Annotated in this window: 15 protein-coding genes and 4 pseudogenes; 6 read left to right on the top strand and 13 right to left on the bottom strand. The window is 67.2% G+C overall.

Annotated features, from left to right (window positions below; genetic code table 11):
• Positions 1-10: 10 nt before the first annotated feature.
• The 3 genes from OG937_01505 (at position 11) to OG937_01515 (ending at position 1,371) form a co-directional block, all read left to right on the top strand.
• Positions 11-184 carry a hypothetical protein gene (locus tag OG937_01505; GenBank protein ID WUD70475.1) on the top strand — a complete coding sequence of 58 codons (174 nt, stop codon included), beginning with the start codon at positions 11-13 and terminating at the stop codon, positions 182-184.
• 139 nt (positions 185-323) lie between these two features.
• A complete protein-coding gene (locus tag OG937_01510; GenBank protein WUD70476.1) occupies positions 324-503 on the top strand; it encodes a hypothetical protein in 180 nt (59 codons plus the stop codon).
• A 265-nt stretch (positions 504-768) separates the two neighbouring features.
• Positions 769-1,371: a GNAT family N-acetyltransferase gene (locus OG937_01515; protein WUD78598.1), complete on the top strand. Its 603-nt coding sequence runs from the start codon at positions 769-771 to the stop codon at positions 1,369-1,371.
• Here the strand turns inward: OG937_01515 and OG937_01520 are convergent.
• Positions 1,334-1,429, bottom strand: a pseudogene (locus OG937_01520) (IS110 family transposase). The gene OG937_01515 and the pseudogene OG937_01520 overlap by 38 nt on opposite strands.
• A 221-nt stretch (positions 1,430-1,650) precedes the next feature.
• Between OG937_01520 and OG937_01525 the strand changes: the two are divergent.
• Positions 1,651-2,319: pseudogene (locus OG937_01525) on the top strand (transposase).
• Here the strand turns inward: OG937_01525 and OG937_01530 are convergent.
• The 4 genes and pseudogenes from OG937_01530 to OG937_01545 form a co-directional block, all read right to left on the bottom strand.
• Positions 2,309-2,659, bottom strand: a pseudogene (locus OG937_01530) (integrase core domain-containing protein). The pseudogenes OG937_01525 and OG937_01530 overlap by 11 nt on opposite strands.
• A 7-nt stretch (positions 2,660-2,666) precedes the next feature.
• Positions 2,667-4,061, bottom strand: coding sequence for an IS30 family transposase (locus OG937_01535; protein ID WUD70477.1), 1,395 nt, complete (start codon positions 4,059-4,061; stop codon positions 2,667-2,669).
• Between the two features lie 34 nt (positions 4,062-4,095).
• Positions 4,096-4,728, bottom strand: a complete 633-nt coding sequence (locus tag OG937_01540) for an IS3 family transposase (GenBank protein ID WUD78599.1) — start codon at positions 4,726-4,728, stop codon at positions 4,096-4,098.
• Between the two features lie 5 nt (positions 4,729-4,733).
• The gene (locus tag OG937_01545) at positions 4,734-5,060 is read right to left on the bottom strand and encodes a transposase (GenBank protein ID WUD70478.1); all 327 of its coding nucleotides are present in this window, start codon (positions 5,058-5,060) and stop codon (positions 4,734-4,736) included.
• A gap of 40 nt (positions 5,061-5,100) precedes the next feature.
• Between OG937_01545 and OG937_01550 the strand changes: the two are divergent.
• Positions 5,101-5,745: pseudogene (locus tag OG937_01550) on the top strand (tannase/feruloyl esterase family alpha/beta hydrolase).
• A 259-nt stretch (positions 5,746-6,004) separates the two neighbouring features.
• On the opposite strand, the gene OG937_01555 reads toward OG937_01550, so the two are convergent.
• Positions 6,005-7,381 carry an amidohydrolase family protein gene (locus OG937_01555; GenBank protein ID WUD70479.1) on the bottom strand — a complete coding sequence of 459 codons (1,377 nt, stop codon included), beginning with the start codon at positions 7,379-7,381 and terminating at the stop codon, positions 6,005-6,007.
• Between the two features lie 129 nt (positions 7,382-7,510).
• Between OG937_01555 and OG937_01560 the strand changes: the two genes are divergently transcribed.
• Positions 7,511-8,416, top strand: a complete 906-nt coding sequence (locus OG937_01560; protein ID WUD70480.1) for a LysR family transcriptional regulator — start codon at positions 7,511-7,513, stop codon at positions 8,414-8,416.
• A gap of 188 nt (positions 8,417-8,604) precedes the next feature.
• Here the strand turns inward: OG937_01560 and OG937_01565 are convergent, their stop codons facing one another.
• From OG937_01565 to OG937_01595, 7 genes are all read right to left on the bottom strand, one after another.
• On the bottom strand, positions 8,605-8,976 hold the full coding sequence (locus OG937_01565) for a fic family toxin-antitoxin system, toxin component (protein WUD70481.1): 372 nt from the start codon (positions 8,974-8,976) through the stop codon (positions 8,605-8,607).
• Positions 8,960-9,178 (bottom strand): hypothetical protein, encoded by a 219-nt coding sequence (locus OG937_01570; protein ID WUD70482.1) that lies wholly within the window; start codon positions 9,176-9,178, stop codon positions 8,960-8,962. The genes OG937_01565 and OG937_01570 overlap by 17 nt, the downstream gene beginning before the upstream one ends.
• 421 nt (positions 9,179-9,599) lie before the next feature.
• The gene (locus OG937_01575) at positions 9,600-11,066 is read right to left on the bottom strand and encodes an FtsW/RodA/SpoVE family cell cycle protein (protein ID WUD70483.1); all 1,467 of its coding nucleotides are present in this window, start codon (positions 11,064-11,066) and stop codon (positions 9,600-9,602) included.
• A gap of 260 nt (positions 11,067-11,326) precedes the next feature.
• Positions 11,327-12,229, bottom strand: coding sequence for a YceI family protein (locus OG937_01580; protein WUD70484.1), 903 nt, complete (start codon positions 12,227-12,229; stop codon positions 11,327-11,329).
• A gap of 476 nt (positions 12,230-12,705) precedes the next feature.
• The gene (locus OG937_01585; protein WUD70485.1) at positions 12,706-13,119 is read right to left on the bottom strand and encodes a nuclear transport factor 2 family protein; all 414 of its coding nucleotides are present in this window, start codon (positions 13,117-13,119) and stop codon (positions 12,706-12,708) included.
• A gap of 468 nt (positions 13,120-13,587) precedes the next feature.
• Entirely contained in the window at positions 13,588-14,037 is a 450-nt protein-coding gene (locus tag OG937_01590; GenBank protein ID WUD70486.1) for an Rrf2 family transcriptional regulator, read from the bottom strand.
• A 299-nt stretch (positions 14,038-14,336) separates the two neighbouring features.
• Positions 14,337-15,656 carry an MFS transporter gene (locus tag OG937_01595; GenBank protein ID WUD70487.1) on the bottom strand — a complete coding sequence of 440 codons (1,320 nt, stop codon included), beginning with the start codon at positions 15,654-15,656 and terminating at the stop codon, positions 14,337-14,339.
• Positions 15,657-15,895: the final 239 nt, after the last annotated feature.

Here is a 15,895-nt window from a genome sequence, read left to right on the forward strand (position 1 = left end):
CGAGGCCGGCGTGCAGTGGATGCAGGTCTTCGACGGCGCCGGGTGCGGCTGGACCAGCCACAAGGACCCCGACAAGGCCACAGGCACGCTCCGCACGATCGAGGACTCGGCAGCGTGGCCGATCTCCCACTCGCGCCGCACCAGGGCATTCGGGCCCCGGCCGGGCCACGTGCCCGCGGCGTAGCCCGGCCGCTGTCAGTGCCCTCGGTTACCATCCGCGCCATGAACGTTCCCGAATCACTCGCTGACCTGCGGCGGCAATACGACACAGCGCGAAAGGCAATCGAAGCTCACCGCCGGGCGACGAAGACTGCTGTACTGGAGTGGTCGGAGGAGCAGCGAGCCGAGAGCGCCGCGCCGCGCTGCAGGCCAAGTGGGAGGAGGTCGCGGCCGAGTTCCGGGCCGCTATCGAGGAGTCGGGCCTTCAGGCGGAGCACGGCTCGTACGAGCTGGGCAGGGCCATCCGTAAGGCGGCGTACGGCGAGGACTACGCCGGGGAGTGAGCCGGCGGCCATGGCCCCGTCCCGTTCGGCGGCTGGGTCCCATGGCCATGAGGGCCCGGTGGGTCTCCTGCGGGCCGCAACTAGCCTGCTCAGCCCACCCGAAAGGCCAACCCGGGCATCACCTCAAGTGCCGCCCTCTGGGGGAGGCTCGGTCGCGTCGAAGAGCGGACACGTCGTTCTGCCAGCCCGCCGAGAAAACCCGTTGCGAGTGACCCGCATCGGATGTCTGATTGATCGGCCACCGATCAGGGGAGCAAACATGAGTATGTCGCTGCCCACCCCCTCATTGCACACCGCTCGCCTTCGACTGCGTGCCTTCGAAGACGCGGATGCGAACGACCTCTTCGCACTGCACAGCAGCGCCTACGTGCTGCGTTACTGGGACGCGCCACCGTGGAGCGAACGCGTGCGCGCCGAGAAGTTCATCTCGGCTTGCCGGCAGATGGAACAGGATGGCAGCGGGGCGCGGCTGGCCGTAGATCGTGTCTCCGACGGGGCGTTCATCGGCTGGTGCAGCCTAAACAGGTGGAATCCGGACTACCGCAGCGCGTCGCTTGGCTATTGCTTCGACGATGCAGCGTGGGGCCACGGCTACGCGACCGAGGCCGCGCGCACTTTGCTGCGGTGGGCATTCGACACGCTGGACCTAAATCGCGTCCAAGCTGAGACCGATACGCGCAACGTGGCATCTGCCCGCGTGCTCGAGAAGCTCGGCTTCGTGCGGGAAGGTACGTTGCGGGAAGACTGCGTCGTCAACGGCGAGGTCTCTGACTCGTGGGTCTACGGCCTGATCAGGCGGGAGTGGCGGCCGTCGTCTGAGCCGGTTCCCGCCGTCCGGGCATATAGAGGACTTCTTGGCCATGGTTAATCAGCAGGGCCAGCAACAGCGCGGGTTCTCCGCCGGTCATGTCGATGGCCCAGGTGACCCTGTCTCTATGCGCCGCCACCGACGCGATCACCCATCCTCGGGATGCCGTTCGAACCGCAGTCGCCCCGCACGGTTCATCAACAGCTTCTCAGCTTGACGTTTAACCTCGCAGGTCACTCGACCTGCTGATCTACGGTTTTCCCGTCACAGTGAGGGCGGCGGCCGTTCTCCACCCTTCGAGATGTCGAGTCACGAAGCACGAGAGAACGGCCGCTGCCCATGAGTCTCCCTGTCGATGCGCCCGCAGGCGAGGCGTTGGACGTGTTGTCCCGCTTTCGGGTCGAGTTCTACGACTGCTTGTACGCCTGTGGGGACACGCTCTTCGAGCTCACGGACGCGGTGCTGTGCGCGGCCGACGGGCGCATCGTATTGGCCTTGGACGTCACCAATTGGCTTCGCCCTGATGCCCCGACCAGCGACGACCGGCTGTTCTGTCACGTCTACGGACGCGGGGACCGCAGCACGGACCAGTTTGTGCCAAGCTGGCCCTACTCTTTCGTCGCCGCCCTGAAGACCGGCCGCACCTCCTGGGTCGCGCTGCTGGACGCTGTCCGCCTCGGGCCCTCCGACGGCGCGACCGCTGTCACGGCCGCCCAACTACGTGACAAGGTACAGCGGTTGACGCAGGCCCGGCACTGGCAGCCAGGTGATCTCGAGATCCTGATCGTGATGGACTCCGGCTACGACGTCACCTACCTTTCCCACGCCTTGGCGGACCTGCCGGTCGTGCTGGTCGGCCGGCTGCGCTCGGATCGCGTGATGCTCCGCGCCCCGGGCCTCGCCCGTTCCGGGCCGAAGGGCGGTCGGCCCCGCCGGCACGGCGGCGTCCTCACCTTCGCCAAGCCCGACACCTGGCACGAACCCGAGATCACCACCGTCACGGACACCACCCGCTATGAACCGTTCCGGGTTCGGTAGAGATCTCAGATGGTGGTTGCGACCTGCGTTTTGTGGCTGCGGTGTAGTAGGCGGCCTCGTATTCGACGGGCGGGACGTGGCCGATCTCACCGTGGAGTCGGCGGTGGCAGTACCAGTCGATCCACTCGGCGGTGGCGAGCTCGACCTGGGAGAGTGTCTTCCAGGGCCGGCCGGGCTTGATGAGTTCGGTCTTGAACAGGCCGATCGTGCTCTCCATCAGGGCGTTGTCGTACGCGTCGCCAACGGAGCCGATCGATGCCGCGATGTCTGCTCGGTCGAGGTGCTCGGTGAGCGCGAACGATGTGTATTGCCTGGACTCAAGCGGTCGTTGCAACACCGGCTTGTTGGAGCAAGAGTAGCTGCTCGTTGAATGCCTCGGCCGGGGTCCTCCAACCAAGTGTCTTGCGGGGTCTCGTGTTCAGAGCGTGAGCGACGGCTTCGATTTCTTCGGCGGACCAGCGCGAGAGGTCGGTGCCCTTCGGGAAGTACTGGCGCAGGAGTCCGTTGGTGTTCTCGTTCGTGCCTCGCTGCCATGGGCTGTGCGGATCGGCGAAGAACACGGGGATACCGGTCTCGACCCGGAACTGTGTGTGCGCCGACATTTCCTTGCCGCGGTCCCATGTCAGGGACCGCGTCAGCTGCTCGGGGAGCATCGACATCTTGTTGGCGAGTGCCTTCTTCATGGAGATCGCTCCGTAGCCGGCCAGGGCGGGGCCGTTCTTCGTTCGAGGAATCGTGCCGTATCCCTCTTCGCGGGGCAGATGAACCAGCATGGTGAACCGGGTGGATCGCTCGACAACGGTGCCGATCGCGGAACGCTCCAGTCCGATGATCAAATCCCCTTCCCAGTGGCCAGGGACAGCACGGTCCTCGGCCTCGGCGGGCCTCTCGCTGATCAACGCTTCTGGCGTGACGTGCGCCCAGGTCTTCCGCCGTGAACGCGCCCGCGGCGCACGCAGAGCGCGGCCGGTCCGAAGACACAGGATGAGCTCGCGTTTCAGCGCCCCGCGGCCCTGAATGTAGAGGGCCTGGTAGATCGCCTCGTGACTGATGCGCATGGATTCATCATCCGGGAAATCAAGCTTGATCCGGTTCGCGATCTGCTCTGGACTCCATGCCTGGACCCACGCACGATCCTTGCGATGCGGCTTGTTCCGCCCCGTCCACGAGCCCGTCACCGGTCCCGTGATCGGCATGCCACCGGCCGTGGTGATCTGGCCGGACAGTCTCTCCTGGACGTAGGCGTGCAACCTCGGATTGGCGACCAACTTCGCTGTCTTCGGCCGCCGGGCCGCCATATCTGCTTTCCACTGCGCCACGGACGCCCGGTAGTCGTGCTTCCCACCTCTTGTGGCGGCGTTGCGTCGCAGCTCGCGGGAGATGGTGCCTGGATGACGACCGACGTCTCGACCGATCTCGCGCACGCCCTTGCCCTGGGCCCTGAGCAACGCGATCTCCTCTCGCTCGGAAAACGACAGGTACCTGCCCGAGGGGGGCTTCGAATCGAACGGTCGCATGCCGCCACACTGGCGGTACCAGCGCGTCGCGACCGCCGGCGCCACGCCGATGACGGCGGCGGCCTCCTCAGGGAGAAGGCCCTTGGCGATCTCCGTCCAGAACGCCGCCTCGACATGACGCTGATACTTCGGATGCCCCGGAGACCTCAGCTTCGGACGCAGCGCCCGGTCCGCTGCCTGCTGACGACGCGCCATCCAACACCTCCATGCGTACGAGGTGTTGCGACGATCAGTTGAATCCGCCTTGCGACCCGGCGTCGCTGTGATGTATCAACTCGCCCTGTATATAGGGGTGTCCGTCGCGGTCGCGTTGCCACAGGGCCATCTCCAAGGCGTCCAGGACGAGCTTGGTCTCTTTGGAGGTTGCGGCGGACCAGCCGACGATCCGGCGGGAGAAGGTGTCCACGACGAAAGCGACGTAGACGACGCCGGCCCAGGTCGAGATGTGGGTGAAGTCGGCGACCCAGCAGCGGTTGGGGGCGGTGGCGACGAAGTCGCGGTCGAGAAGGTCCGGGGCGCGCTCGGCGGCCTGATCCGGGATCGTGGTGACGACCTTCCTGCCGCGGACCGCGCCGGCGATGCCCAGCTCGCGCATCAGCCGCTCGACGGTGCAGCGGGCCACGGCATGGCCCTGGCGGTTCAGCTCCCGCCAGATCTTCCGGGCTCCGTAGACACGGTAGTTGGAGGCGTAGACCTCGTGGATCAGCTCTTTGAGTGCGGTGTCCCGCACCGTGCGGGCAGACGGGGACGCCAGGCGTTTTTTGTGGGCGTAGTAGGTGGAGGGTGCGATCTGGCAGTCGTGCTCGGTGAGCGTCCTGCAGATCGGCTCGACGCCGCCGAAGCGGTCCCGGTGCTCGTCGATGAACGCTACGAGCGCAGATGTGGCCGGTCGAGCTCGGCCGCGAAGAAACTTGCCGCGGCCTTCAGGATCTCGTTCGCACGCTTGAGCTCGGCGATTTCCTTCTTCATCGCCTTGACCTGCGCGGACTCCTCCGTGCTCGTCCCCGGACGCTGTCCGGAGTCGATCTGGTCCTGCCGGACCCACTTGCGCAGCGTCTCGGTCGAGCCGATACCCAGCTTCTGGGCGACCGCCTTCAATGCGGCGGACTCGTTCGGGTAGTCGCCGAGAACCTCGGCGACCATCCGCACCGCACGGCGGCGCAGCTCAAGTGGATAGGAGGAGGGCCGTGCCATGACTCGAATCCTTACACGTGTTCGAGTCTCCACCAAACCCGGAACGGTTCAGTGGCCCGGCGTCCCGGTCGGGGCCGACCTGTCGGCCCTGGCCGGCGTCACCGGCCCCGACGCGAGCGGCGACGTCAAGGGCGCTCCGTTCCCCGTGCCCGAGTTCTGGGTCACCACATGGGTGAAGAAGCAGCCGTCGTTCGACGTGTCGACGATCACGTACGACCGGTTCACCCGGCTGTTCCGGCAGTCCGAGGCCGAGTACGACAAGGTCATCGGCACCGACGACCCCGACCTGTCCGCCTTCCGTGACTCCGGCGGCAAGCTCCTGAGCTGGCACGGCCAGGCCGACCAGTTCATCCCGGCCCAGGGCACGGTCGCGTACCGCGAGGACGTCGAGTGGACGATGGACGGCGCCAAGAAGGTCGACGACTTCTACCGCCTCTTCCTCGCCCCGGCGACGGTCCACTGCGGCCTCAACTCGGGCGACGGCACGATCGACGACCTCGGTGCGCTAAGGACCTGGGTCGAGCACGGCAAGGCCCCCAAGACGCTGCCCGCCACCCTGGTCGACTCCGCCGGGCAGGAGGTCAGCCGTGACCTGTGCCGCTACCCGGCACTCTCCCGCTACGACGGCCACGGCGACCCGGACAGGGCCTCCAGCTTCCGCTGCGTCGCCCCGTCCCGGCACTGACCGCTCCGCGACGGCCTGAGACGGACCGAACCATCATGCGCATACGGCGAACGGCGAGCGCTCGTCCGTGCTGAGGCCGTAACCGAGCCGCCGCATCCCGGCCGCGGCATGGGCCGCCACGCTCCACGGCCGGCACCCCGTGTTCGACGGGGTGCCGGCTCGGGCCACGGCAGGGCGTGCCCGGTGTTGGCCGACTTCTACCGGCCGCCGCCTTCGTCCCCCTGGTGAGCCGGGCTTCCCGTACCGGGGAGCAAGGCACTCACACCCAGGCGGCGCCCAGGATGTCCTTGAGGCCGGCGGCGGCGAACAGCCGGCGGCGGGAGGCCTCCAGTCGCTCCTGCGCCTGGGCCGCCTGTCCCGTCAGCGCACCGTGGCGCTTGAGGATGCGGCCGTCCACGAGCACCGTGTCCACGTCAGCGGGGCCGGCGTTCAGCACCACCGTGGTGACGGCGTCGTTCAGCGGAGTCAGATGCGGACGGCGGGCGTCGACGAGGATGACGTCCGCGCGCTTGCCGGGGGTGAGCGAACCGATCCGGTCGCTCATGCCCCACGCCGCCGCCCCGGCGGTGGTGGCGAAGCCGAGGACGTCGTGGTGGTCGAGTTCCACCTCCATCGGCGGCTCGTCGCGTCGCAGGGCGTCGGCGTTGGCGCGTGCCCGCTCGGCGGCGAGGGTCAGCCGCATCTCGCTGAACAGGTCCGTTCCGGCGCCGGCCACGGTGTCGGCGCCCAGGGCCGGCTGGATGCCGTGGGCCAGAGCACGGCCGGTGATGGGGAAGGTGCCCATGGCCATCTGCATGTCGACGGTCGGGCACGGGGTGATGTGCCCGCCGGTCGCGGCGATCCGCCGCAGGTCGTCGTCGCTGAACGCGGCGCCGTGGGCGTGGTGCACGTCCGGCCCCAGCAGGCCGGACTCCTCGAGCACTTCCACCGTGCGGTACTTGGACAGGTAAGGCGGGATTCCGGAGTGCATGCTGACCGGGACGGCCAGTTCCCGGGCGAGCCGGATGTCGTCGGTGGTGGTGTCCGCGGTGGAGAACTCGGGGCCGCGCAGCGCCAGACCCATGGTGACGCGGGCCTCGTCGTCCGACAGCACCTCGGTGCGCACCCGTCGGGCGTCGAGGGGGTGGCGCTCGGAACTCTCGACGAACCACTTCATCACGCCCTCGCCGACGGGCGGACCGTAGAGGAAGACGGCGCGGATGCCCGAGTCGCGCAACGCGCGGATGTTCTCGTCGGCGTGCTCGGGTGTGGTGACGATGTGGGACCAGTCGGCGACCGTCGTAACACCGGCGTTGACGGCCTGCAGCGCGCCCCACAGCACACCGGCGTAGACGTCGCGCGGCTCGTACTTGTCCAGCAGACCGGCGAGCACGACCTGGAAGTAGCCGCCGAGCGAGACCTTGCCGCCCGCGCCGCCGATGGCGCCCTGCCACACGTGGCGGTGCGAGTCGACCAGGCCCGGCATGACCACGTGGCCGGCCGCCTCGATGACCTCGGCGCCCTCGGCCCGAAGTCCGTGACCGACGGCGGCGACGGTGTTGCCGCTCACCAGCACGTCGCCACCGGGTAGTTCCCCGAGTCGTGGGTCACCCGTCACTACATGCCCACCTCTGATGAGTATGGGATGGCTTGCCATGTTCCGCTCCTTCTGGTCGTGCAGGAGCTCCAGTGTCTTTCCGGCCACTACGCTTGTCCAACATTAAACTTTGCTGGGTTCAGCAAGAACCGTGCTGAAGGACCTTGAAAGAACCGGGAAGGACCGTCCATGGAGATTCGCCGGCTTCAGCACTTCATCGCGGTCGCCGAGGAGCGGAGCTTCACCCGGGCCGCCGAGCGGCTGAACCTGGTGCAGTCCGGCGTCTCCGCTTCGATCCGCGCCCTGGAGAAGGACCTGGGTGCGGCGCTGTTCGAACGCACCACCCAGCGCGTCGAACTGACCGCGGCCGGAAAGACGTTGCTGCCGCAGGCCCAGCGCATCATCGGCGCGGTGCGCACGGCCCGGCAGGCGGTCGACGAAGCCCGGGCCGGCCTGAGCGGAACCCTGGAACTCGGGATCCTGTACGGCCTCACCCCGAAACGCATCCTCAGCGCGCTCAGCGCGTTCCACAAGGCGCACCCCGCCGTGGAGATACACCTGCGCGGCCCCGGGAACCGTGGCTCGAGCTCCCACGCCGAAGACCTGCGCAACGGAGTCCTCGACCTGGCCGTCCTCATGACCGCCGGCCGCCCGCTGGCGGGGTTGCGCCTGCACGCGCTCGGCACCGAGCACCTCGCACTCGCCTGTGCCACCGACCATCCGCTGGCCGACCGCACGAGCGCCGAACTCGCCGACGCGACGGCATACGAAGTGATCGACTTCCCGGCCGGGTGGGGCATCCGCTCCGCCGTCGACTGCGCCTTCACCCGCGCGGGACTGCCGCCGCGCAGGACCACCTTCGAGATCGACGACATCCCCACGGCACTCGACCTCGTCCGCCACGGCCTCGGTCTCACCTTCGTACCCGAGTCCGTCACCGAGGGCGTTCCCGGGGTCCGCTTCCTTCCCGTGGAGCAGCACCGCCCCGTCTACCACGCCGGCCTGGCCGAACCCGACGACCGCCCGCTCAACCCGACCGCCCGGGCCTTCCTCGCCCAGGTACTGGGCGGCACACAGCCTCCCGGTCACGGATGAGCACCTGCCCGGCCCCGTGGAGCGTTGCCGGTGGCGACCCTGCGGGTGGAGGGGCTCATGCCATCTCGGTCTCTCCGGTGGGTTGTCGGGGACCGGCCCACCCGTACCCCTGCGAGGCCTCCGTCACACGGTCGCCTCGCACAGAGGACCGCAGCCCTCTCTGGGCCGCGGTCCTCCTCGGCACTGCCTCAGGCGGGCCACGCCCGCAGCAGCGCCGCCACGCTCTGCACGGTGCACGCCTCGTCGCGCAACTCGTCGACCAAAGCCCGCACCTCGTCCCAGGTCGGTTTCACCTCGCGGCCAGCGGCCTGCAGATACGCCACGGTCACCGCCACGGCGACCGTCATGTTCGACCGCTCCAGCCACCGCAGGCGCCCCAGAGAGTGCGCCAGCGCTGCCGCCCGTGCCACCGGCCCGTCGTAGACGTCCCGGTCGAACAACTGGGCCTTGTGGCGCTCCACCGCCGACAGGGGCACGCCGAAGTCGTCGGGGGCCGGATCGTCCTCCCCCGCCTGACTCGCAACGCTCAGGATCCAGCCGAGGTCAACCGCGAGGTTCACGCACGCGCTCCTCGATGAGGTCCCCGAACTCCTCGATCACGTTCGCCGCGGACGCGAGGAACGCCTTCCGGACGGGATCGGTGTCGGACTTCACCAGGTGCTCGATGTACTCCTGGAGGGACATGTGCCGGTTGCCCGCCGCTTGGCGGGCCGCCTCCACGGTGTCCTCGTCCAGCCGGACGTTCAACTGTGTCTTGGCCATGCAACGATGCTAGCTCCCGCTAGCCATGATCGGTAGTGCTTCTCACCAGCGACCGCATCCATGCCGCCCACCTGTCCCCGCAACCGCTTCCGCCGCGCCGTATCCTGCCGCCCGAAGAGGACCGTGTGTTGATGGAGTGGGACCCTGGCCGTGCGGACACCCCGGTCCTGTCGTGGCACCCCGAAGTCTTGCGTGACCTGTGCGGTACCCCGGATGAGATCGCCATCCTTCTGGCACTGACGCTGGCAGAGGCCGACATGCTCCGGCCCGAAGAGTCATCGCCCGGCAACTTCGTCCTCGGCCTGATGCTTATGCCGGTCAGCTACCTCTCAGCCCAGGAGATCCACGAAGCCGCCGACCGGCTGGCCGCGCGCGGGGCGCTCGCCGCAGTTCCTCAGGTCCCATTTCCATGTGTCCACGTTCAAAGGGAAGCTTCACGACTCACCGCGCTCGGTGGTTCAGGCGCTCGGGTCCGAGTCGTTACAGCCATGCTCCCCAGCGGCTGCAGGGGCCTGCGCGCGGCATCACTGATGCGGATCAGGATTCCGATAAGCACCCAGTTGGCGATGACGGAGGAACCGCCGAACGCAAGGAACGGCATCGTCATGCCGGTCAGCGGGATGAGGCCCATCACACCGCCGGCAACCACGAAGACCTGAAGCGCGAACGCGCCGGAGAGGCCGACAGCGAGGAGTTTGCCGAACGGGTCACGGGCGGCGAGGGCCGTGCGGACGCCGCGCTCGACGATCAGGCCGTAGAGCACCAGTATCGCCATCGTGCCGGCGAGCCCCATTTCCTCGCCGAACGTTGCGAGGATGAAGTCCGAGTTGGCGGCGAACCGGATCAGTTCGGAGTGGCCCTGGCCGAGGCCGGTGCCGAGGGTGCCGCCAGAGCCGAACGCCCATAGGGCCTGCATCGCCTGTTCCGAGTGGCCCGGAGCGCCCGACTGGCTGAGCTTGTATTCACGCATCGGGTCGAGCCAGGCCTGAACACGCTGCTGGACGTGGGATTCGAAGGTGGACACGCCGACGGCGCCCGCCGCCGACATCAGCAGACTGAAGACGATCCAGCTTGTCCGCTCGGTGGCAACGTACAGCATGATGACGAACATTCCGAAGAACAGCAGCGACGTACCGAGGTCGGTCTCGAACACCAGGATGAGGATCGAGAGGAACCAGACGGCCAGGATCGGGCCCAGGTCGCGGCCGCGTGGCAGGTAAAGGCCCATGAAGCGGCGGCTGGCCAGGGCGAGTGTGTCCCGCTTCACCATCAGATAGCCGGCGAAGAAGATCGCCAGGATGATCTTCGCGAACTCACCGGGCTGGATGGAAAAGCTGCCGACGTGGATCCAGATCCTGGCGCCGTAGATGTTGGCTCCGAGGCCGGGGACCAGGGGCAGGAGCAGCAGCACCAGCGCGCCAACCATGCAGATGTAGGTGTAACGCTGCAGGACGCGATGGTCCTTGAGGAAGACCAGCACGACCGCGAAGAGAACGATGCCGAGCGCGGTGTACATCAGTTGGCGGGGCGCCGCGGTTCCTGCCTGCTTGATCGACTGGAGGAGCTTGGACTGGTCGAGGCGCCAGATGACGACCAGACCGAGCCCATTCAGCAGCGTGGCCACCGGCAGCAGCAGCGGGTCCGCGTACGGAGCGAATTTTCGTACGACGAGGTGGGCAACGGCGGCCAGCAAGCCGAGGCCCAGACCATAACCCAGCAGCCCTGTGGGCATCTGGGCGTGGATGGCGAGACCCACGTTGGTGTAGGCGAACACCGGAATGGCAACTGCGAACACCAGCAAGGCCAGTTCGGTGTTGCGGCGGGTCGGTACGCCGACCGATCCGACCGTGGACGTGTGGTCCGTCGGAGTGCTTGTACTGCTGCTCATCGTCTGACAGGGCCTCTCACGTCTCTGTCTGATCACCGCATGGTGAGAGCTGCTTCTGCTGCTCGGCGGCAAGGCTGGTCAGGTTCCGTCGTGGATCGGGAGGACGAGGTGCCGGGCTGGTAGTGGACGTAGCCATGGACGTCAGCGGAGGTCTTGCGGTTCGCGTGGTCCTGCCGGCCTCGCCCACTCCGGCCTTCGCGTCGTTCTGGCTCTCCACGCGGCGGCACCGCACACCATCGCGTCGGCACGCCACCACGGAACTACTCGGGTGGGGTGGGAATGTTGGGAACGTCGTACATGGCCTGCACGTCGATCTCCAATTTGATGCGCGGGCCGACGATCGCGATGCCACGTGCGAGCATCGATCGCCAATTCAGCGTGAAGTCCTCCCTGTGCAGCTCGGCGGTTGCCAAGGCGGCGCAGCGCAGCTCCGTTCCGTATCCGCCGTTGACTGCGCCCAGGTAGGTCGTGTCGAGGCCGACTGAGCGGGTGGTGCCGTGCATGGTCAAAGAACCCTGCAGCGTCCACTTGTTGCCGTTGCGGTGCACGAAGCGCTCACTGGCGAAGTGGATGTAAGGATAAGCCTGGACGTCCAGAAAATCAGGGGAGCGCAGGTGATTGTCACGGGTGCGGTTTCCCGTGGTGATGCTGGCTGCTTCGATGGTCACCTCAACCCGAGAGTTCTGAATGGCGTCAGATATTTGGATGCCACCCTCGAACGAAGTGAAGCGGCCGTGCACGCTGGCCATGCCGACATGCTGGGCAATGAAGCGTATAGCTGTATGCGGCGGGTCGAAGACCCACCTGCCGGGGGCTGGCAGCTCCTTGGTCGGCGATGACAGCAACTGCACTTCCTCGAGCGGGTTTGGTACTCCTGCCGCTATCAGAACCCTCCTGCGGGCCGTCTCGAGGGCTTCCGCGGCGACTTGCAGCGTGTACTCGCCGGGCGGTACCGCCGCGATGAACAGGCCGAACGCATCGCTTGTGCCGGTGAATTGCCATTCGCGTCGCTGTTCCCTGACGGTGACGGTGGCGCCACGGAGCGGCCCGCCCAGAGGGTCCAGAACCTTGCATCGCAGAATGCCGGCACCGTCCGGCACGGGAGGATAGGGGCTGAGGTCGCTGAAATGGCCTGCCGCGCGATTACGGCGGAATCGTATCATTGGCTTGGCTTCTTACCCTCGAATCGATCTCTGGCGCTGACCGATGTTCAGCAACTGACGTGCCCTCCCGGTCGAGGAGAGCAACCGTTCTTGATCATGCCACGAATCGAAGGGTGATTCACACAGGAGGGCTGCTTCCCTCTTTCAAGGAAGAAATGGCAGATAGAGGCTCTCCGCAGGGTAGAGGTCACCTGCGAATAGCCCGGTCATGTTCGTCGTGGGGGGAGTATCTTAGTTTCCTTTGAGGTGATTCGGGACCGCCTGAAGCTGGCACCGTGTCGACGGAGGGTCTTTAGTCAGTTTTCCGGGCAGCCTGAGAGTAGATGGCAAGGTGATCGCCCCGGCCACGCTTCGGGGTGCAGGCTCGACACAAGGCGGACTGAGGTGGTCCTGGCACATCGCCGGTGCGGCGTGCGCAAACAGTGTCAGCAGGGCTGAACGGCGGGCGACCCCACCGCACAAAGCTCAGGGACGCGTCACGCGGGGATGTCGGCAACTCCGTTCGGCAGCATCGCGCGCGCAGCCCGGATCACGTCCAACGACTCGCGAAGGAGCGTGATCTTCCCGTTCTCAGCCACCAGTCGTCCGGCGTAGGTCTGGCTGAAGGGGCGGCCCGTGACCGTGGTCCGCTCCACCGACCACTCTCCGAAGACCTGGTCTTCGGTTTCGATGATGATGTCCACCGTGTCGAAGCCGAAGTCCGGGACGACCTGCAGCAGTGCGGTGATGAACTCGCGAATGGCCTCGGGGCCAGTCCCTCCGGTCGGGATGCCAAGCGACTCCAGGTAGGGAAGCTCCAGGACGCCGTCCTTTGCGAAAAGGGACGAGGCGATCTCCGGATCTGCGATGTTGGCTGTGTAGGCGAGCAGCAGCTCGCGGGCACTCATCATGGGTGGCGCGCTTTCGTTTGGGTCGCCCCGGGCGGACGCTTGACCGACGGGCAGGGTCCGTAGTTGCTCGGTTCAGTCGCGTGCCGCGAGGTCGCAGGATGCCATTGGATCAGTTATGGACTGCATGGTCAAGTAACTGCTCGTGGACGGCTCTGGCTCGGTCGAGCGGAGGGGCGAAGCTTTCGGCGATCCCGGAGGGTCCCGAACGGTGTCGAGCGGTGCGCGGTGGACGGTGTCCGGCGGCGTTCCCTGATCGCAGTTGTCCGAGCCTCCGGCATACGGTCGCGGCGGCCGTGGTCCGCTTGGAGCGGCTGGACCATACAACTGCGGCTCGCGAGGAGCCGACTCTCAGCATGTTCAGCGTGATGAAGAACGCGGCCTCGCGATGCTCCGGCAGCGCCCCAGTGCTTCCTGTTCACACGCGAAGGTTGGCGCCCATGCGGACCGGGGGCCGTCTGAGTTCGAGGTTCAGAGGGAGTAGGCGCTCGGTTCCCGCTGAGCGAGGACACCTTGCAGCATGTCAGCGATCGTGGTGCGAGCCAACTGTTGCTGCATCTGCTGCTCCAGGCTGCTGTACACCTGCTGCAGGGTTGGCTGGATTCCGAAGCCGACAGGGCAGTCGGCGTTCGGCGGCGTGTGATGCATGGCGAACGGGCCCTCGCCCTCCACGGCGAGGTAGACCTCGAGCAGCGTGATCTCTTCGGGTTCCCGCTTCAAGATCCAGCCGGCCCCTGCGCCCCTTTTTGACCCCACCAATCCCGCCTTGCGGAGGTCGCCTAGGCATCGGCGGATCACTACAGGGTTGGTGTTGACGCTCCCCGCGATGCGCTCCGAGGTGGCGACCTCATTGTTCTTCCGGTCCAGAGACATCCAGGTCAGCACATGGGTTGCGATCGTCATTCTGCTGTTCGCGCTCATCCTTGACCTCCTCCCGGCTGGCGGGGCCGCTTGCCTACCCCGCTCCCTACGAAACAATTAAGGTTACATCGCCGCGACGAGGCCCTGTTGCAGCGTAGGGGGCGTGGACGCCAGATGATCTGCGCCGCTACGACGGTCTCGGCCTCACGCTCATCGCCGACCCTGCGTGGTAGGGCGCCTCCCGTCTGCGGGCGGCCTTGAAGCGAGGTGGGGTCCGCAGGAGGGAGGCGACGAGCCGTCTGGAGCGGATGCGGGGAAGGGGCGGGTGCCACTACGCCCCCACACTGCCACGGTCCAGGTCAGCCGAGCGGCAGGCGGGGGCGGATCTGGGTGGCTGTGCTCAGCAGTGCGAGCGTGCCGCCAACGGCGAAGCCGGCCCATGTGCCGTAACCGTCGACGACGATGCCGCCGATGAACGACCCTGCGGCCAGGGCGATTTGGCACGCGCTGACCAGGAGCGCCATGCCGCTTTCGGGCGCGTCGGGAGTAGCGCGCAGGATCCACGTCTGCAACGCCAGCGGTACTGCACCGAATGCCGCGCCCCAGACCATGACGAGCGCGACCACCGCGGGTGCCGTGCCTGCTGCGACGTTGAGGAGGGCGGCAGCGACTGCGACCAGAACGGTCGCGGCGACGTACACCGCACGCAGACGGCGGCCGATGATCGCTCCGGCGGCGAAGTTGCCGACCAGCCCCGCCAAACCATAGGCCAGCAGGACCGACGTCACAGCGGAGGACCCGAAGTGCGCCTTCTCCTCCAGGTACGGGGTCACGTAGGTGTAGGCGGCGAAGTGCCCGAAAAAGATCAGCACGGTGGCCAGCAGGGCGATCCGGGCTGCGGGATTGCGCAGAGCGGAGGTGAGCGTGGTCAGGCGGATTGCCCCGGTGGGCGGCAGGGCGGGCAGCCGCACCGTCAGGGTTGCCAGGGCGAGGAGAGCGGCACCGGCTGCAACGACGAATGCGGTCCGCCACCCGGCAAGGTGACCCACCAGTGCGCCGAGCGGCAAGCTGACCACGGTGCCGGCCGAGATTCCGGCGGTGATCAGTGACGTGGCCCGGTGGAGGGCCTCGGCGGGCACCAGTCGGGCGGCGACACCGGCGCCCATGGCCCAGAATCCGCCGACGCCGACGCCGAGCAGCACCCGGGCCGCCGCCATCACGGCCATGTTCGGGGCCACGGCTGCCAGGGCGTTGGAGGCGGCGATGAACAGGGCGAGGGCGATCAGGACCCTGCGCCGGTCCAGCCGTCCGGATGCCATGGTGACCAAGGGAGCCGTCACCGCGGCCGTCAGACCGGGCACGACCACCACCAGACCGACCGTGCCGATGGACACACTCAGGCTGGAGGAGATCACGGGCAGCAGCCCGATCGGCAGGAACTCCGACAGCACCAGGACGAAGGACATCAGCGCGACGGAGACGACGGCAGACCAGCCACCCCGCGGGGAAGGCCCGCCTTCGACCAAGTCCTGTATCGATGCCGGCTCCTGAATGGGCGAAGCCACGCTGGAAGGGTTGCTCATGCTTGCTCTCCTGGGAGGGCCCTGGGCCCTGTTGATCCGTGCCGCGCCAAGGCGCGGAGCCCGTGCTTCGCAGAGGCGGAAGCGGACAACGGTCACACCGGTGTGACCTGAGAAAAGGCGGGCGTCCCAGCGGCGAACTCCTGGTCCGCCCCACCACCCGCAGTTGTAACAGTGTAGGTTACACCAGGGGCGGCGGTAGGCAGCCCCGCCGCGGCCCCGATCGCCGACCCCGAAGGGTAGGTACGGCCGGGAGTCGCGACATCGGGTTTTTGACAGGTTGGTCCATTTTTGTTACGTTATGGACCGCTTGGTAAGGAATGGGAGCCTTTCGCTTC

This window comes from Streptomyces sp. NBC_00510 (assembly GCA_036013505.1).
Classification (GTDB): Bacteria; Actinomycetota; Actinomycetes; order Streptomycetales; family Streptomycetaceae; genus Actinacidiphila.